This is a genomic window from Rhodoligotrophos sp. CJ14 (genome assembly GCF_038811545.1).
In the GTDB taxonomy this organism is placed as follows: Bacteria; Pseudomonadota; Alphaproteobacteria; order Rhizobiales; family Im1; genus Rhodoligotrophos; species Rhodoligotrophos ferricapiens.
This window is the reverse complement of sequence record NZ_CP133319.1, coordinates 1,541,523-1,560,008: the sequence shown is the minus strand read 5'-3', so window position 1 is coordinate 1,560,008 and position 18,486 is coordinate 1,541,523. Positions and strand designations below refer to the sequence as shown.

General features: G+C 60.3%; 14 protein-coding genes and 1 tRNA gene. 10 read left to right on the top strand and 5 right to left on the bottom strand.

All coding sequences use genetic code 11. The annotated features are described in order from the left end of the window. The first annotated feature begins 133 nt into the window (after positions 1-133). Entirely contained in the window at positions 134-2,089 is a 1,956-nt protein-coding gene (locus RCF49_RS07145; protein ID WP_342643343.1) for an acetoacetate--CoA ligase, read from the top strand. Between the two features lie 77 nt (positions 2,090-2,166). On the opposite strand, the gene RCF49_RS07140 is transcribed toward RCF49_RS07145, so the two are convergent. After that, positions 2,167-5,313 carry a PAS domain-containing sensor histidine kinase gene (locus RCF49_RS07140; protein WP_342643342.1) on the bottom strand — a complete coding sequence of 1,049 codons (3,147 nt, stop codon included), beginning with the start codon at positions 5,311-5,313 and terminating at the stop codon, positions 2,167-2,169. A 794-nt stretch (positions 5,314-6,107) separates the two neighbouring features. Here RCF49_RS07140 and phaP point away from each other — a divergent pair. Further along, a complete protein-coding gene (gene phaP / locus RCF49_RS07135) occupies positions 6,108-6,368 on the top strand; it encodes a TIGR01841 family phasin (RefSeq protein WP_342643341.1) in 261 nt (86 codons plus the stop codon). Between the two features lie 102 nt (positions 6,369-6,470). After that, positions 6,471-6,547, top strand: a tRNA-His gene (locus tag RCF49_RS07130). Positions 6,548-6,751: 204 nt separating this feature from the next. Here RCF49_RS07130 and RCF49_RS07125 read toward each other — a convergent pair. Beyond that, the gene (locus tag RCF49_RS07125; RefSeq protein WP_342643340.1) at positions 6,752-7,141 is read right to left on the bottom strand and encodes a winged helix-turn-helix transcriptional regulator; all 390 of its coding nucleotides are present in this window, start codon (positions 7,139-7,141) and stop codon (positions 6,752-6,754) included. 84 nt (positions 7,142-7,225) lie between these two features. On the opposite strand from RCF49_RS07125, the gene RCF49_RS07120 reads away from it, so the two are divergent. Beyond that, the gene (locus RCF49_RS07120) at positions 7,226-8,386 is read left to right on the top strand and encodes an alkene reductase (RefSeq protein ID WP_342643339.1); all 1,161 of its coding nucleotides are present in this window, start codon (positions 7,226-7,228) and stop codon (positions 8,384-8,386) included. A 153-nt stretch (positions 8,387-8,539) separates the two neighbouring features. On the opposite strand, the gene RCF49_RS07115 is transcribed toward RCF49_RS07120, so the two are convergent. Together RCF49_RS07115 and RCF49_RS07110 are read right to left on the bottom strand one after the other, a co-directional pair. Continuing rightward, complete coding sequence (locus RCF49_RS07115; RefSeq protein ID WP_342643338.1) at positions 8,540-8,737, bottom strand: DUF3606 domain-containing protein; 198 nt, start codon at positions 8,735-8,737, stop codon at positions 8,540-8,542. 217 nt (positions 8,738-8,954) lie between these two features. Beyond that, complete coding sequence (locus tag RCF49_RS07110) at positions 8,955-9,398, bottom strand: hypothetical protein (protein WP_342643337.1); 444 nt, start codon at positions 9,396-9,398, stop codon at positions 8,955-8,957. A 459-nt stretch (positions 9,399-9,857) separates the two neighbouring features. Between RCF49_RS07110 and RCF49_RS07105 the strand changes: the two genes are divergently transcribed. The 4 genes from RCF49_RS07105 (at position 9,858) to RCF49_RS07090 (ending at position 15,859) form a co-directional block, all read left to right on the top strand. Beyond that, positions 9,858-11,363 carry an ATPase domain-containing protein gene (locus RCF49_RS07105; RefSeq protein ID WP_342644144.1) on the top strand — a complete coding sequence of 502 codons (1,506 nt, stop codon included), beginning with the start codon at positions 9,858-9,860 and terminating at the stop codon, positions 11,361-11,363. Then, the gene (locus tag RCF49_RS07100) at positions 11,341-13,080 is read left to right on the top strand and encodes an ATP-binding protein (protein ID WP_342643336.1); all 1,740 of its coding nucleotides are present in this window, start codon (positions 11,341-11,343) and stop codon (positions 13,078-13,080) included. Before RCF49_RS07105 ends, RCF49_RS07100 begins: the two co-directional genes overlap by 23 nt. A 302-nt stretch (positions 13,081-13,382) precedes the next feature. After that, entirely contained in the window at positions 13,383-15,344 is a 1,962-nt protein-coding gene (locus RCF49_RS07095; protein WP_342643335.1) for a hybrid sensor histidine kinase/response regulator, read from the top strand. 221 nt (positions 15,345-15,565) lie between these two features. Next, positions 15,566-15,859: a hypothetical protein gene (locus RCF49_RS07090; RefSeq protein WP_342643334.1), complete on the top strand. Its 294-nt coding sequence runs from the start codon at positions 15,566-15,568 to the stop codon at positions 15,857-15,859. A 17-nt stretch (positions 15,860-15,876) separates the two neighbouring features. On the opposite strand, the gene RCF49_RS07085 is transcribed toward RCF49_RS07090, so the two are convergent. Continuing rightward, entirely contained in the window at positions 15,877-17,016 is a 1,140-nt protein-coding gene (locus RCF49_RS07085) for an alpha-hydroxy acid oxidase (protein ID WP_342643333.1), read from the bottom strand. Between the two features lie 181 nt (positions 17,017-17,197). Here RCF49_RS07085 and RCF49_RS07080 point away from each other — a divergent pair, with 181 nt between their 5' ends. Both RCF49_RS07080 and RCF49_RS07075 read left to right on the top strand, forming a co-directional pair. Continuing rightward, on the top strand, positions 17,198-17,596 hold the full coding sequence (locus tag RCF49_RS07080; RefSeq protein ID WP_342643332.1) for a RidA family protein: 399 nt from the start codon (positions 17,198-17,200) through the stop codon (positions 17,594-17,596). Between the two features lie 24 nt (positions 17,597-17,620). After that, positions 17,621-18,454, top strand: coding sequence for an ABC transporter permease (locus tag RCF49_RS07075; protein WP_342643331.1), 834 nt, complete (start codon positions 17,621-17,623; stop codon positions 18,452-18,454). Positions 18,455-18,486 lie beyond the last annotated feature (32 nt).

Sequence of the window (18,486 nt, the reverse complement as noted above, 5' to 3'; positions counted from 1 at the left end):
TTAGCATTCCTGCAAAGGCAATGCTTGCGGCCTCGAAACTGCTGACGAGACCTGCCTCTGAAAAGCGCTTGGGATAAGGCTGATCTTTTCTTATGGTGCGCGCAAAAGTGAATGGAAACGCTGGAGTGGCAAGATGATGCAACCCCTCTGGACTGCCTCGGAGGAGCGCAAGGCGACGAGCCGGATGGCGGCTTTCATGAAAGCGGTCGGTGAGCGTTACGGCTTGCCCATCAGCGATTATGACGGGCTGCATCGCTTCTCGATCGAGCGCCAGGAGGATTTCTGGAACACCGTCTGGGATTTCTGCGGCGTCATCGCGTCGGAACGTGGCACGCGCGTGCTGATCGATGCGGACAAGATGCCTGGCGCACGCTATTTCCCGGATGCCCGGCTGAACTATGCCGAAAATGCGCTTCGCCGCCGGGATGACAGTCCTGCCATCATCTTCCGCGGTGAGGACAAGGTGCGCTCCGAGCTCAGCTGGGCCGAGCTCTACGATGCGGTCGGGCGTATGGCGCGGGCGCTCCGGCAGGCGGGGGTCAAGCCGGGGGACCGGGTGGCCGCGGCGGTTCCCAACATGCCGGAAACCACGGTGGCCTTTCTCGCCGCTACGGCGATCGGCGCCATCTGGTCGTCCTGCTCACCGGATTTCGGTGAGCGAGGCATTCTCGATCGGTTCGGCCAGATTGAGCCCAAGGTGCTCGTCACCTGTGACGGCTATTATTACAACGGCAAGGCGCTCGATATTTCGGAGAAGATCGGGCAAGTGCTGAAGCAGCTGCCATCGGTCGAGACCGTGGTGGTGATCGACTATATCGGCGCGGGCAATGATGCGGTGCGCAAGCTGCGCAATGCGAAGACCTATGAGGATTTCCTCGGCGCCGAGCCCGGTGGCGAAATCACCTTCGAGCAGGTGGCCTTTGATCATCCGATCTTCATTCTGTTCTCCAGCGGCACGACCGGCATTCCCAAATGCATCGTGCACCGCACTGGCGGGATCATTCTCAAGCATCTGACCGAGCAGCAATTGCATGGGGATATCAAAGCCGGCGACCGGCTGTTCTATTTCTCCACCTGCGGCTGGATGATGTGGAATTGGCTGATGTCGGGTCTCATGTCGGAAGCAACCCTCATCCTCTATGATGGCTCGCCGTTTGCGCCATCGGAGCGGGTGCTGTTCGACTATGCGGATGAGGTTGGCATTACGCAGTTCGGGACGTCGGCGAAATATATCGATGCGGTGAAGAAGACCGGATGGCACCCGATGGATACGCATAAGCTTACCAGCGTGCGCACGATGTTCTCGACGGGCTCGCCGCTGGCGCCGGAAAGCTTCGCCTTCGTCTATTCCGGTATCAAGTCCGACATCCATCTTGCCTCTATTTCCGGCGGCACGGATCTCTGCGGTTGTTTTGTCAGCGGCAATCCGCTTCTGCCGGTCTATGAAGGTGAGATCCAGTCACCGAGCCTGGGCAATGCGGTCGATGTGTTCGATGACGAGGGCAAGCCGCTGGCGAGAGGCAAGGGTGAGCTGGTGTGCACCGCGCCATTTCCCTCGATGCCGGTGATGTTCTGGAACGATCCCGGGGGCGAGAAATATTTCAACGCCTATTTCGCGCGGTTTCCCAATATCTGGGCGCATGGGGATTTTGCCGAGTGGACCGAGCATGAGGGGATGATCATCCACGGACGGTCGGATGCGACGCTCAATCCGGGCGGGGTGCGCATCGGCACCGCGGAAATCTATGCACAGGTCGAGCAGATCCCCGAGGTGATCGAGGCCATCGCGGTTGGCCAGAGCTGGGATAATGACGTGCGGGTCGTGCTGTTCGTCAGGCTCAGAGACGGGGTGAAGCTCGATGAAGAGCTCATCAGCCGGATCAAGAGGCAAATTCGCACGGGGGCATCACCGCGGCATGTGCCGGCGAAGGTCATCGCCGTCGCCGATATTCCCCGCACCAAATCGGGCAAGATCACGGAGATCGCCGTTCGTGACGTGATCCATGGACGTGAGGTCAAGAACCGGGAGGCGCTCGCCAATCCGGAAGCGCTGGATCTCTATAAGGACCTTGCCGCCTTGGAGGACTGAGGGCCCATCCGCTGAATTGCGGGTTTCCGGGGCAAGCGCTGTCAGGCCAGTTCCTGGCAGCGTGCCTGTCATACCGCTTATTCAGCCAAGACCCGGGTCGTCGGGAAGGTGATCTCGACCATGGTGCCGCTCTCCGGCCGGCTGGAAATGGCAAAGCCGGCACGGTTTGCTTCGGTGAGCGCCTTGGTGAGCGGCAGACCCAGGCCCGTGCCGCCGGCGCGGCGGCGCTTGGTCTCCACCCGGCGGAACGGCTTCAGCGCCTCCTGAAGCTCATCCTCGGTCATGCCGATGCCGGTGTCCTTGACCCGCAGCTTCACTTCGCCTTGGGGCGTGGTGAGCAGGGAGATGATGACCTGCCCCCCGGGTTCGGTGAATTTCACTGCGTTGGACAGCAGGTTCAGCACGATCTGCCGGATCGAGCGCTGGTCTGCCACCACGGGCGGCAGATCGGCTGGGATGCTGGTCCGCATCAGCACGCGGCCTTCGCGGGCCTGATCCTGCATGATGTGCACGGCCTGGTCGACCACATCGACAAGGTTCACGGCGGTGAAATTGAGCTCGAGCTTGCCGGCCTCGACCTTCGACAGATCGAGAAGGTCGTTGATGAGACTCAGCAGGTGCTCGCCGCTGGCATGGATGTCGCCGATATAGCCGAGATATTTGTCGTTGCGGATCGCGCCGAAGCGCTCGGCCTTCATCACCTCGGAGAAGCCGAGGATCGCATTCAGAGGGGTGCGCAGTTCATGGCTAATATTGGCGAGGAACTCGGATTTCTGGGCGCTGGTGCGTTCGGCCTCTTCCTTCGCTGCCCTCAGGTCGGCTTCCGCCTTCTTCCAGTGGGTTATGTCGCGCAGCACCGCACAGAAACGGTCGCCATCCTCAACGGGGCTCATGGTGAGGAAGAGCGGGATCTCGCCGCCCTGGCGCTCGATGCCGGTCACCTCGCGCCCGTCATTGAAGATTGTGGTGAGGGTGCCATCGACCAAGGCGGCGAGGTAATCCTTGAAGGTCTTGGCGCTCTCGGCGGTGAGGAAATCGCTGAGAGGGCGACCCAGGGCCTCGCGCGCATCAATGCCGAAAATGGCCTGCGCGCCGGCGTTGATGCTGCGGATCGTGCCATTGCGCTCCAGCATGATGATGCCGTCGGTCGCGGTCTCGATAATGGCCTTCAGGGTCGAATCGCTGGGGGCCCAGACATCCGGCACGGCCGCAGCATCCTTGCCGGGCAGCGGCTTGCCGCGCGGCGTGAAGATCAGCTGACGGACGGGGCCGCCGGGCCAGTCCAAGGAGCGGGCGGTGATGGAATTGCTGGCAATGTGACCTTCGGGCGTGGAGAAACAGGCCTCCTCGCCCCGGCTGCGCCAATCGGGCAGCAGGGCATCCAGTCCCACCACTTCTAGCGCTTCGGGGTTGTCATAGCCCAGGGCCTCGGCTGCGCCCTGGTTGGCGGCCAGAACCTGCCCGTCGCGGTGAATGAGCGAGGGCATCTCGATGCCCGCCAGCAGCTCGCGTGCGACGGTTACGGCCAGGCTTTCCGGCTTAGGGTGGCCGCTCGACGGGGCGGGAGCAGGTACCGGTTCCGCCTCTGGCTCGATCACGGCCGGTTCTGGTTGAACCACGGCAAGTTCGGCAGTTGCCACTTCTGCCAAAGCGGGCGCGGTTTCGCGAACCGATTTCGGCAGATCCGGCTCGCTCGCAGTCACACTGGCGAGATCGCGCTCGATTCGCTGTGCCAAGCGAAGAAAAGCTTCCGCTTCCTCGGGGGTGAGGCGGCGTTGCGTCGAGGATTTCGATTCGCGCTGGGGCGTAGGGTCAACCGCAGGGGTGTGATCGGTCGACGCAATGGCGTGCCCGCCATCAGTTACCGGTATGTGGTCGGCGGGTGCGGCGATGCCGGTATTCGCTACGGGCATGGCAGACCGGGACGGTTTGGCATCGTCCTGGGGCGCGGGGGCAATGGCCTCCGTCCCGGCTTCAGCATGATAGAGCGCAACGACAGGTTTATCGGCTGGCTTAGCCGCAGGGCCACCATCACTGACCGCGGTGGCCTCAGGTCTAGTTTGCTCCGCGGATGCGGCGGATTCTGATGAGGCTTGGCCCGCTGCAGCGGCAGATTGCGGCGCGGGGGAAGGCGCCGGTCGCGAGGCCCCGCTCACCAAGGCACCGATGCCCCGATAGGCGGTGTGGCGGCGATCATCACCATCGACAGCAACCGCGCTCAAGGTGGTGGTGGCGAGCACGTCATGCGCCTTGCGCCATTCAACGGTCGCACGCCAGGACTTGCGCTCGGCCATGGCTTGGGCGATCAGGCCGTCGCGATCAAAGTCGAAGCGCTGCGCAACGGCCTGCCAAGTTTCACCTACGATTTCTTCCGCAGGCACGCCGGTTGCCTCGGTGAAATCGGGGCCTATGGCCTGCCACGCCAGGTTCTGATCAAGCTCGAAGGTGAAGTCGGCCGCAGCGGCAACGAAATCTGCAAGGCGGGCGGCATTTTCCTGGAGACTGCGCTCCAGCGCGCGGCGCTCGGCAACATCCTCGATGAGGAGGAGAATGCGCGCGTTGGCGCTTTGCTCGGCGCCGCCACGAGGGCCGATGCGACGGGCCTCGATGCGAACATCGCGCGCGCCGTAACGGGTCTCGATGCGGCGATATTCCCCGACAATGCCGGCCTGAATCACACGCTCGATAAACCGCGCCGCATTGCGCTCATGGGCGAAAAGCTCAGAAAGGCCTCGCCGGCGCGCGTCGCTCAACAGGTCAGACGCAGGTGCATTGGCATGCAATGTTCGCCCGTCGCGATCGAGCGTGAGCACCGCCTGAGGCAGGGCATCGATCACGGCGCTGGCAAGATCTGCGGGCGGAACATCTTCGGCAGGGGCGACCGGCTTCGCAATCACGAGAAGGCCCGACCGGCCATCGCTCAGGCGGTGGGCATAGCAATCGCAGGCAATCGGCTCGCCAAACGGGCTCGAGGGAAAACTCAAAACCTCTTCCGAGGCCTGGCCAGGTCGGACCAGCTCATCGGCAAGAGCAATGAGGCGGGCAACCCCGGGCTCGCCGCGGTCAAAACGCCGATCAAGGAGGTCGAACAGCAACTCGCCTCCGAAGAAGCGAATACCGGCTTCGTTCGCCCAGACGATTCGCACTCTGGCGATATCCCACAGCCATGCCGCCTCGGCCGCCTGCTGCAGCGAATCCAGGCTCGGTAGTGCCCCTCTCGTCACGCTCGCTTCTCCTGGGCCATCCTTACCAGGATGTGCACCAACACCAACCGCACCTTAGCCCCGATCCCTTTCAAAAAGGCGCAATCGCAAGCTGGTGCTTTCCTCCTATCCACTGAAAACGTGCCCAAATCATGGACTGCCGCTCTCCCGTCCCCGCATTCTCCGCCAACCCCCGGGGAGGACGAGACTGCTCTCGATCACGTTTGACGATCGATTATGGCGGGCGATGATGTTGCAACGCAGCATTCATGTGAATAGGATATCCCTAATCTCGGCCTACAGCTGCAGAAAAAATTGTCTATGCCTCGACCACCCGTCGGCAAGGTTAATAGGAACTCCTCATGACCGAAGACACCGCTGCGAAAACCGGAACTGGCGCGCCCAAGGCCGAAATACAACCGGCCAATAATGCTATTCAGAACCCCGCGGCCGGGACTCAGTCCGCGTCGGAGACCGCGCCAGTGAGCTCCGTCGATGCTGGTGTTCCTCAGCGCCCGGCTCGCCCAAACAAGCCGAGAAAGGTGAACAAGTCGCCCATTGATGCGAAAGGTTCGACCGAGAACGCAGAGCCTGCCGACGGGGTTGCAAGGAATCGTCGGGCGGTCGCGACAGAGAGCCGCAAAGGCGGAAAGACGAGATCAGGCCGAGGCCGCGCTGGCGCCACATCGGCTCGGGCTTCGGCAGCGGCTGACAGGATGGCCGCTTCCACTGACGCGCACGAGACGCAAGAGGCGCATGATGCGGAGAGGATATTCGGCTCCGGCCTCAGCGGCTTCGACTGGCCGGATGGGGCAATGGCGCTGCAGCAGAAGCTGCATCAATGTATGACGCTCAACATTGCGTTGGGATTTGGTTATTTCCAGCAGATGCTTGCCTCGCGGGATCCCGTGGAGCTCTTATCGATTCAGCAGGCCTTTCTGCGCGACAGCTTCGCCACGGTGAGCGGGCAGGTGCGGGAGCTTTCGGACCTTGCCGGCCGGGTCGTGAGCGAAACAATGAAGCCGTTGCAGTCTGGCTTCAGCCAGACCGCAAATCCGGCCGCAAAAGCCGATTAGGCCCGGCATTGCGCGCGGCATGCTGGGGAAACTGATGGAAAGACGCTGATCCCACCTTGCCAAGCCAGGAGCGTGTGCTTATTTTGCGCGCCAAATGGCACTGCAGCTGTAGCTCAGTTGGTTAGAGCGCCTGATTGTGGATCAGGAGGTCCCCCGTTCGAGCCGGGGCAGCTGTACCATTCCTTTCAGTGGTTTAGCCGGATAAGGCGTTTCCTTCCGGTGATCTAGGTAACGTCTCAGGCAACAGCGGCGGGTCAAGCGCTGCATTGATCCGGCACCCCGAACCCGCCTCAACTTTCTTCCTGGCTGCTTCAGCGCAGCAATTACCGAATGTGGTCGGAGAGATCCCAGGCTGAATGGGCCGGGATCGGTTGGGCGCCAAGCTATAGCTGATCGCCTTGGGTGCGCCCTCGAATGACGGCGTCGCACGGCAGAAGCCTATGGACCTCGTCGAGTTCCTTGGCGTGATGAGCTCCCCAGTCGATTAGAGCCTCCAGGATTGGCCGCAGGCTTTCGCCGAGCGGGGTGAGCAGGTATTCGACCCCTTGCAAAGCATCGGTACTGGGCTGCCGGCTCACCACTCCATGTTCCTCAAGCGCCCGGAGCTGCTCGATCAACACCTTTTGCGAGATCCCGGTAATGCGCTTCTCCAACTCGCAGGTGCGTTGTGCGCCATCCAGCAAAGTATAGACGATGATAGCTTTCCAGCGTCCGGAGAGAATACCCAGCGCGCGCTCGACCGGCACGCCCGGCAATCTGTTGATGATCCTCATTTGCCACCACTGACCAAACGGTGTGTAGATTGCGTCTGCTACCGAGGCGTAATCCCTCGATCAAAATCGATTGAGGGAAGACCTATGGCACACCTGTTTGAACCTCAAGTCCTCGGCGGCACGGTTCCGCTGAAAAACCGCATTGTCATGGCACCCATGACTCGGACGCGGACGTCGGAAGGTGATGTCCCGAATGAACTGATGGCCACCTATTATGGGCAACGCGCCAGCGCCGGCCTGATCGTGACCGAGGCAGCGGATGTTGCTCCGTCCAGCAAAGGTTATGCCCTGACACCTGGGATCTATACGCAAGCCCAGCGGCAGGGCTGGCGCTTGGTGACCGATGAAGTTCACCGCAACAACGGCACGATATTCTTGCAAATATGGCATGTCGGGAGAATGGCGCATCCATCGCTCATGCCGAATGGTGAGGCTCCTTGGGGTGTCACCGAGGAAAGGGCTGAGAATTCCGACGTGTTCGCCCACGATGCCGATGGCAAGTTGGGCTATGTGCGTGCAGGCAGGCCAAGAAGCCTCAGGACGGACGAGATATCGGCTTTGGTGGAGACCTTTTCCCAAGCCTTTGTCAACGCCCGGGAAGCAGGCTTCGATGGTGTGGAGATCCACGGAGCCAACGGCTATCTGTTCGACCAGTTTATGAACTCGGTGCTCAATACGCGCACTGATCGCTATGGAGGAGCTCGCGTCGAAGATCGCACACGATTCCTGATGGAAGTCGTCGACGCGGCGGTTCGCCAATTGGGCCCCGGGCGTGTTGGCGTTCGCCTAGCCCCGTTCGGCACGTTCAATTCTATGCCGGCGGACCCTCTTGCCGCGGAGACCTTGCTCTATGTTTCCGAACAGCTGGGTCGCCGAGGGGTCGCGTATTTGCATCTGGTCTATGAGCTGATGCCCGCGGGAAATATGGAAACGGCTGAATTCAAAGCTCGCTATATCGACCACACCTTGCTGGCCAAGGTTCGGGCAGCGTTTCCCGGCGCGATCATTTGGTGCGGCGGCTTCAAGAGTCGCGATAACGCTCAGGCTGCTCTCGATACCGGGTTGGTGGATCTGATTGCCTTTGGCAGGCCATATATCGCAAATCCAGATCTTGCTGAACGTCTTAAGCACGGCTGGCCATTGGCCGAAGCGGACCGATCGACTTATTACACGCGACGCGGCGAGGTGGGCTACACGGACTTTCCAACTTATCCGATTGAAAGTTCCGCTCGTCGTCCAGACTGACCGGTGCGGATTCGGGCTCGGCCGTCAGCACGAGTCCGTTCGGGCGAGACTTGTCGGCCGGCACATCTCGGCTGAGCTCTAAGAACTCCGGATCATCTGGGGCCGTCCCGCTGAGCGTTCCTGGAGATCGTTGAGCAGCACGCTTCGAGCGAGTTAGCGCGGCGGTCGCGCCTTGAGTTCCCTCGCCGCCTGATCAAGCTTATCGCGGGCATTCCCCACGCGTTCGATGAGCTTTTGGGCTTCATCGACGGAGATGCCATGTTCCTTGGCGAAGTAGCGCACTTCATGCTCCTGGTCGCCAGCAACGCGGGAGCGGTCTTTGGCGCCGCGCCTACTCGGATCGTCTTTCATTCTTCCCTCGGCTGATCGATGGCGATATCGAACGGCGGAGCTGCCAACCTATGTGTCCGGGCAGCGACGTTGGACCAAGGTGAGCGCTCCGCCGCCTCTGCTAAACCTTAGAATATGCGCATTCGTTCCGTGGACCTTTCGGCGCTTCCGGCCATTGCTGGAAAGGCCAAGCGTGTGTCGTGCTAACAAACACAGATCTCCGGGTCTCCCAGCTCGGCTACTGCCGCCGGAACCTCAAATTGGCACTGCCGTTCCTCGTTACCGAGACGACATACCAGCCGTCAGCGCGATAGACCTCACTGCACTTCCGGCTGCCATCCGTCCAGACCGCGAAGGTGACACAAAGCTTGTTGCCATTGATCTCCCAACGGCCCGTGTCGGAGTTCTGTCCGGCATGGGCCTTCAGGTTGCCTCTGGCATCTGCGTTGATCACGAGCTTCACCGACCCCTGCCAGATGGCTTCGAATTTGCCCGGAAACAGCGATCTCAGCATTTTGCTCGTCATCGGCTGCAGCCTGGGCGGCGACCCTTTCGACGCCCCATCGCTAGCGTGTTGAGCTATCGCGTCGCCGGTCAAACCGAACAGCATCATCATTCCAGAGGCGACCACGCTGGGTGCGCGCACCCCCGAGAAGACATCCGCGAATTGGCATTCCAGCATCGGGGTTAATCCCTCCAATTCTCAACCGAGGGCACGGAGACGATTGCCAGTGGGGCGATGAGCCGTGCAGTGTCTCAAGACCCAGACATAATCAGGAACCCCTCAGCCGAACTCCCGTCTCGCATTCAACTCTGCTTGCGGATATTGGTTCACAAAGCGGCATCTGGATCCTCGCTGTCTCCTGAAGTCTGATCGGTGCCGTTGTCACGGCATCAGTGTCGCAATCCGGGGCGATCAACCGACGCTAGTGCGCTCGTGCCGCCAAATCCCCTTCGCCCAGAGCCGGTTGATGAATGGCCAATCGGGTTAACGAGGGCTCTGCAAAAATCTTCGGAACTGGAGACTTGCGAAGGAGTTGTAGCGTCGGCGGGAGTTCAGCCGACGGAGGGAGATCCCTTCCTGGGTGCCCAAATTCGCTTCGGCGGCCAAGTGTTTAGGTGGGATCGGAACTGGCTCAGAATGGTAGATCCAAAGGCATTGGGATCCATTGTCAACACTGGTGTGCCCGGGCTCGATGACATTCTTGGGGGCGGGCTTCACCGCGAACATATTTACCTCATCGAGGGCACGCCTGGATCCGGCAAGACGACGCTTGCCATGCAGTTTCTGCTCGACGGCGCCCAACGCGGCGAACGTTGCGTCTATATTACCCTTTCCGAGACAGAACGCGAGTTGCGGGCCAGCGCGAAAAGCCATGGCTGGTCTCTCGAGGGGGTCACACTTCTCGAAATAACACCGCTGGAAGCTGATCCAGAACGGCAGCAGGGAATGATCCATCCCTCAGAGATCGAGCTTGACCATACTGTCGAGCTGATCCTCAGCAGAATTCTGGAGCTCAAGCCCGACAGGGTCGTCATCGATGCCCTGACGGAACTGAGGCTGCTCGCCCAGGATGCACTGAGCTATCGTCGACAGGTATTGACGTTGAAGGCATTCTTCGCGCGATCGCAGATCACGGTCCTCGCGCTAGATGACCTGACGGACACCGCTCAAGGCCTTCAACTGCACAGCATTGTTCATGGCGTGGTCAGCCTCGAGCAGCGACGAATGGAGTATGGGGTCGTCCGCCGCCGCCTCGCCGTTCTCAAGCTGCGCGGGGTCAATTTCCGCAGCGGCTATCATGATTACGTCATCCGAACGGGCGGCGTTACCGTTTTTCCGAGCTTGGTCGCGGCGGAGCACGAAAGCAGCTTCGATACCGTTCCGGTTTCCAGCGAGATCAGTGAGATGGACGAACTGCTGGGCGCGGGGCTCCGGAGGGGCACTTGTGCCCTCGTGCTCGGCCCATCGGGAGTTGGGAAATCGACCTTGGCCATTCAATACGCGATCGCAGGTACAAGGCGCGGGGAGCGAGCGGCAATCTTTGCCTTTGACGAGAGCTACCGTACTGCGGCTAGGCGATCAGCGGCGCTCGGCATGGACATTGACGCTGCTCGGCGAGGCGGCAGCCTAAGCTGGCGCCAGATCAGCCCGACGAGCGTCTCGCCCGGTGAGTTCGTTGAAGCTGTGAGGAGGCAGGTCGATTCAGGCGCTCGGATCATCGTCATAGACAGCCTCAATAGCTACATGGGATCGATGCCGGAAGAGCAAGCCCTCTTGCTGCACATGCATGAGCTGCTTGCCTATCTTGGCAATCGAGGTGTCGTGACAATTCTCATCATGGCGCAACATGGCCTCCTTGGGGATGCTCACGCTCCAATCGATCTGAGTTTCTTGGCTGATACCATTATATTGCTGCGTTACTTCGAGGCAGACGGCGCGGTCAGAAAAGCCGTCTCAGTTCTGAAAAACCGCAGCGGACAACACGAATCCACTATCCGTTCGTATGAGCTCGTCACCAACGAAGGGCTCAAGGTCGGCCCGCCGATCCGGGAGTTCCGTGGCGTACTTCGCGGGGCGCCGATCTATGTCGGTCCATCGGCAATAATTCCTCCAGAGACGCATGCCGGTGACGCTTCCGACTGATCCGCTCGAGCAGCGTGCTCTCGTGCTCGCACCATCGCGCCGCGATGCGCCGACACTGGCGACAGTGCTGGAGCGCGCAGGAACCCGCGTGTCCGTATGTGAAGATATGGACGCGCTGCTGACGGAAATGGGCCGGGGCTTCGGGACCGCGATTTTGGCGGAAGAGGTGTTGGCTCGACCTTCGGCCGAGGAAAAGCTGAGGGAGCTTCTGTCGAAGCAGCCCGCGTGGTCAGAGCCTCCCATTGTCCTTCTTACTTCAGGCCGATCATCAGCCAAATACAACAACGCGCCTATTTCAGAAGTCGGGAACATCATTTGCCTTGAACGTCCCCTGAGGTCAGCGACGCTCGTGAGCACGGTGCTCTCCGCGCTGGCGGCCCGTGGTCGGCAATTCCAAGTCCGAGACCATTTGCGGGAACGAGAGGAACGAGAAGCGCAACTTCGCGCTCAAGAGGTACAGCTGCGCCAGCTCACTGAGACACTGGAAGATCGCGTGAGGCTGCGAACGGCCGAGCTTGAGCAAGCGAATGCGAGACTTGTCGCGGAAATCGAACAAAGGCGGCGGGCTGAGGCGGCCCTGCTCCTGGCCCAGAAAATGGAGGCCATTGGCCAGCTCACAGGCGGCATCGCGCATGATTTCAACAATCTGCTGATGGTGGTCCTGAGCGGGCTCGAGATGCTGCAGCGCTCGTCTGACGCTTCCCGCCGCGAGCGAATCTTGAGGGGCATGAAGCAGGCTGCGATGCGAGGACGCGCGTTGACGGCTCAGCTCCTCGCCTTCTCACGCCATATCGAGCTCAAGGCGGAGCCGGTTCAGCTCGGGAACCTCTTGGAGAGTATGGAGGCTCTGGTCAGCGGCGCGCTCCGCGGCGATATCGTCGTTCAATACCGGATTCCTGCGGATCTCTGGCCAGTGATGGTGGATTCCACCCAGCTCGAACTTGCCATTCTCAATATGATCTTCAATGCCCGGGACGCCATGCCCAACGGCGGAACGCTGGTGATCCGTGGGACGAATGTCGAACTGGACGAATTGGGAGAAAGCCTGTTGCACGGCGCGTTCGTGCGGCTCGAGATCGAAGATAGCGGAACCGGCATTCCGGCCGACGTCCTTCATCGCATTTTCGACCCGTTCTTCACCACAAAGGAAGTGGGCCGGGGTACGGGGTTGGGCTTAAGTCAAGTCTATGGCTTCGCCAAGCAGTCCGGCGGTCATGTGGAAGCGAAGAGTACGCCGGGAAAGGGCACCCGAATAACGCTCTACCTCCCGCGTGCGGAAGGCCACCTCGAAAAAGACGAAGAGCGACACGCGCCGGACGGAGAAGAGCTCGATGGAGGGGGGCGCAGCGTGCTTATCGTCGAGGACAATGATGACGTCGCGGCGGTTCAGAGCGAAATGTTCACCGTGCTCGGCTTCTCCGTCATCCGAGCCGAAAATGGGCACGAAGCCCTGAGGCATTTAGCTTCAGAGCGAGAGTTCGACCTGGTGCTCAGCGACATCATCATGCCCGGCGGCATGAATGGCCTGGAGCTTGCGGAGCAAGTTAACCGGCGCTACCCCAAACTGCCCATCATCCTCGTCACCGGCTATAGCGATGCTGTCAGAGCGCAACAGCAAGTGAATGGGGCGCCCCTTCTTCGAAAGCCCTTCACCCTCGAGTTGCTACAGGAGGCGGTACTCTCCGTCTTGCCCCGGGGCGGAGAACCGGGACATTGATAGAGCCAAAGTGTAGCCTCAACGAAGGAGAATTGGAGCGCCGTCAATCGTCTTCGTACCCTCGGTAAAGATGTCCCGCGCAGGTAAAGAAGCCGGAGCTCGTGAGATCGTTTGAATAGAGCCGTGGAACTCCGGTCTTGATTATTCCGTTGCCCATCCATCGCTCTTGGATGGTCGGCGTGATGTTCTGTGCCGGGGTCCACTTGCAAGCACAGGGATGCGACCGGGCGGCCGCGTCATTCAATTTCCTTCTTGGGGCCGGTTCCGGTCCGTTACTCCGACATGAGGAAATAATGCCTTTCATGCGGATCGAAGACCTCGACGATAGCCGACGCTTGCAGCTCCTGGTCGATGCGGTCGTCGACTATGCGCTCTATCTGATCAGCGTTGACGGGATAGTGGTCTCGTGGAACTCCGGGGCGGAGCGGCTCAAAGGCTATGCACCTGAGGAGATTATAGGAAGGCCTTACGCGACCTTCTTTACCCAGAATGACCGTGAGCAAGGGATGCCGGAGCTTGCGCTGCAGACCGCAGCAGAAGAGGGGAGGTTCGAGACGGAGGGTTGGCGGTGCCGCAAAGATGGCAGCCAATTTTGGGCATTGGCGGTCCTGGATGCGGTCTATGACGACGCGGGCACGCTGATCGGCTTTGCCAAGATCACCCGCGATATGACCGAGCGGGAGCTGGCACACCAGAGGCTCATCGAGAACGAGGCAAAGTACAGGCGGCTGGTGGAGGCGGTGGTGGATTACGCCATCTTTCAGCTCGACCCGAACGGCACCATCGTGACCTGGAACAGGGGTGCCGAGCATATAAAAGGCTATTGCGCCGATGAAATCATCGGAGAGCATTTCAGTCGGTTCTACACCGAGGAGGATCGTGCGAGCGGTGCTCCGGCCCGTGCTCTCGATATTGCCGCCCGCTCGGGTCGCTATGAGGCGGAAGGATGGCGTGTCCGCAAGGACGGCAGCAGGTTCTGGGCGCTGGCGGTCATAGACCGCATCACCAATGATCAGGGCGGTCTGATCGGCTTTGCCAAAGTGACTCGGGACATGACCGAGCGAATGGAAGCGCAACGCGCGCTGAAGGAGGCCCAGGAGCAATTGGCGGCATCGCAGAAAATGGAGGCGGTAGGCCAATTGAGCGGCGGCATCGCACATGACTTCAACAACCTGCTGATGATCGTCCTCGGCAATCTCGAGAATGCGCAGCGTCACGCGCGACAGGTACGCGAATCCTTTCCAAATCTCGAACGTTCGATTGCCAATGCCTCTCGTGGGGCGCAGCGCGCTGCGGCCTTGACCAGCCGCTTGCTTGCTTTTTCGCGGCGGCAGCCGCTCGACCCGAAGGTTCTGGAGCTCAATACGTTTCTAAACAGCACAGCCGAGTTCCTGCAGCGCTCCCTCGGCGAGCTGATCGAGGTGCAGGTGGTGGGGGCGGCGGGCTTGTGGCAGATCGAGGCTGATCCAAACCAGCTCGACGCCGCGCTGCTCAATCTCGCTATCAATGCGCGCGATGCGATGCCGGGCGGCGGGAAAATAACGATCGAGGCCACCAACATCTACGCAGACGAGACCTATTGCCAGGCGAATCCTGATTTGCCGCCGGGCAAGTATGTGTTGATCAGCCTCAGTGATACGGGCTGCGGCATGCCTCCGGATGTGTTGAACCACGCCTTCGAGCCATTCTTCACCACCAAAGAGATTGGCCATGGCACGGGACTTGGGCTGAGCCAAGTCTATGGCTTTGTGAAGCAGTCCGGTGGCCACGTGAAGATCTATAGCGAGGAGGATCAGGGCACGACCGTAAAGATCTTTCTCCCGCGATACAGTGACAGCGTCAAAGTTCAGGAAGAGGAAGGTTCGGAGCTGCTCAGCCATGGCGAACCTGGCGAGGTCATCATGGTCGTGGAGGATGATAGGGACCTGCGCCATTATCTCGCCGAGGCGCTTATCGGTCTTGGTTACCAAGTCATTGCTGTGCCCGACGGCGAGGCGGCCATTGGTATTCTAGAAGATAAAGCGCAGCGCATTGACCTTCTGCTGAGCGATGTGGTCATGCCTGGAATGAACGGTCGTGAACTTGCCAACCGCGCCGAGGGGGTTCGTCCAGGGCTGCGGGTTCTCTATATGACTGGCTATTCTCGCAACGCCGTCATCCACCACGGACGGCTAGATCCGGGGGTGGATTTTCTCCAGAAGCCGATTAGCCAGAATCAGCTGGCCAACCGAATTCGCGATCTGCTCGACCGCAGAACTGGTTGAGCATCGTGGCCTCGCTCTCAGTGGACTTGGGTGAGCAGGCGTATGACAGCGCCGCGGCATTTTAGAGTTGCGACACGCGATCAGGAATGCATCACTTAGAGCGTTTCCGCTTTTCCTTGAATCGCGAAACCGCTCTAACTTCCTGCTTGATCGCATTTCTTTACGCGAGCGGTATCCACTTCGCGCGAATGCTCTAGAGAGCACAGGTTCTGGAGGCAGCCATGTATGCACGGGTCATGAGCACGGACTTGAAGAAGGAGTTGATCGACGAAGCGGCTGCCGAGTGGAAAACCCACATCGCGCCCTTCAAGGAGACCGGCTTGGAGCGGGCCTATATGCTGGTGGATCGCGCCACGGGTAAGTATCTCTCCATCACCATCTGGGAGAGCGAAGAAAAACAAAAGGCCAATGCCGCCAGTCCAGGGCAGACTGCAGGGCGGAATGCGATGACCGAAAAATATTTCGAGCAGCCACCCACGCCAGGCGGGTATGAGATCGTGGCCGTTATCGAATAGCCGGCTCGTCAGTATTGTCACTTTTCGGCGGCAATGCGCTCCATCACGACGGGGAATGCACTCAAGGGATGAGGGGCGGCCACGGGCTCGGCCTTTTGGACGAAGTCAGGGGTGAGTTCCGAGAGGCGATTCACCCCGAGGAGCCCCATCGCAATGATGATCTCCTCCTCCAGGATCTCGAGCATCCTCATCAGACCCGCCATTCCTCCTGCAGCCAAAGCCCATGATTGCATCCGTCCCATACAGACCGCTTGTGCTCCCAGCGCGATTGCCTTGAGCACGTCGGTGCCGCGCACGAAACCGCCGTCGATGATGATTTGCGCCCTGCCATTCACCTCGGCAACGATCTCGGCCAGTACCTGGGCCGTTCCGCGGCCATGATCGAGCGCACGGCCGCCATGGTTCGAGACATAGATCACATCGACCCCATGCTGAACTGCAAGGCGAGCATCTGCGGCGGACATCACGCCCTTCAGAATGATGGGCAGCTTGGATCTTTCCTTGACGCGCTCGAGCATCTCCCAGCTGTTGATCGTCCCCAACAGACCTTCCTTGCTCGGAGTTTTGCCCTGCAACAGTTCATCGCGCTGCTGGGCTAGGTAGCTCGCATAACTGCGCGTGCGCTTGGCTGCCGTCTGCACGGCGCTCATAAGATCTCGCTCACGCCGGCTGTAATAAGCAGCCTCACTGACAAATGCGATCGCCCTATAGCCTGCGGCGACGACGCCAGCGACGAGGTCATCCAGGAATGGCTGTTCGGCGCGGGGATGAAGAGCATAGATGAGCGGACCAGGGCATTCTCGGGCCACGACCGCGTAATCGGGCGCTGCAAAGCCGCTTACGATTTGCAAGATGCCGAATGCCTGGGCTGTTCTTGCGGCGGCAACGGCGCCGGCGGGATCCAGAAGTGCGATCGAGCCGACCGGGGCAAGCATGACCGGTATACGGAGCTTCATGCCCAGGAATTCAGTGCTCGGATCAACATCGCTGACATCGCGCATGACACGGGGCACGAAGGCGAGGCTGTCCAGTGACTGACGATTCCGACGCAGCGTCGTTTCCGTCTCGGTGCCAAAGGTCACGAAATCCCATACGGGCCGGGGCAGCATTTCGCGTGCGGCCCAGACAATGTCCTGCAGTGTAGGAAATTCCGACATGCCAATCCCCTTCCGCATTCGCGCAGTGTGCGATCGTAGCCGTTGCGTGCGCGCATTGCATTGGCGCCTGCACAGGGCAGCATATCTGTCACATCTATCAGGTTGAAGCCAAGATTTCCCCGATTGGCGGATGAGCAAAAGTGTGTAATCCTGATTAAAAGGCTTAACAGGTGTCGGAAAATTGACGAGTTCAAGCCTACAGAAAAAAGCAGTCCCAACCTCGCTTTCCACTCACGGGAGGCCCTTCGAATGGGCCATCAGCGCGGGTGGTGTGCTCTACACAGCGGCGGCACCCATCAAGGACGATGGCACCGCAGAAACCGGTGATATCAAGCTTCAGGCCCGTCTGACGCTTTCCAATCTCGCGGCAACGCTCGCGGCCGCTGGCGGCTCGATGGCGGATGTCACTCAAGTGATGCTGTATGTCACAAGCCGGAGCTTCATTGATCCGATCACGGAGATCTGGGCAGAGGCTTTTCCGACGCCATATCCGAACCGCGGCACGGTTATCGTCAGCGAGATCGGGATCAAGGATGTCGGCATGCTGATCATGGCACATGCGTATCTTGGCAAGGGCTAGACGAGCAGTGAGGAAGCCGGCGCCATGACTTCGATAGGGCTTGAAGCTTCCCGCAAACCCACGGCTGGCTCCCAGGCCAGACGGGTTCGTAGGGAACGCTTCGCTGCCCTGGTGATCGGTGCCGGATCACTCTTCGCCTTCGGGCTAGTCTGGCAGATCGCCGTCTCCACAGGCATGTTGGACGTGGCGTTCATCGGCTCGCCGGCCACCGTTTTTACGGCAGGTAAACGGCTGTTGCTGGAGGGCGCCCTGATCAGCGACGTGACTGTCAGCGCGAGCCGGGTTCTCATCGGCTTCGCGCTCTCCTGCGCCGTCGCGATCCCGCTTGGGCTGGCGCTCGGATGCTCGCCGCTGCTCAAAGCGATCGTGGATCCGATCATTTCTCTCATTCGCCCGCTGCCGTCCCTGTCGTGGATACCGCTCTCGATGATGTGGCTCGGCATTGGCGAAGAGCAGAAATATGCGATCGTGTTCATGGGGACATTCGCGCCGACGCTGATCTTTGTCGTCGACGCGACGGAGCAGGTGGATCAGGTTCTTGTGAGAGCCGCCCGCAATTTGGGGGCCGGCCGATTGGCCATCCTGTTCGAGGTTATCCTGCCGGGGGCGCTGCCCAAGATCTTATCGGCTCTGAAGGTGACGCTGGCGCTTGCTTGGGCCTGCATCATCTCAGCCGAAATGGTTGGGGCCACAAGCGGGCTCGGCTTTCTGATCTGGAACGGCAAGGACTGGGGAAATATCAGCCAGGTGCTGGTTGGCATGCTCGTGATCAGCGCCTCCGTCCTCTTGCTCGACGTCCTTCATCGCGCCGTGACGCGAAAGCTCCTTCCGTGGAGGCGTCAACAGCATGACGACTGAGCCAGGAGAACAGCCACTCGGAGGTGGCCAAG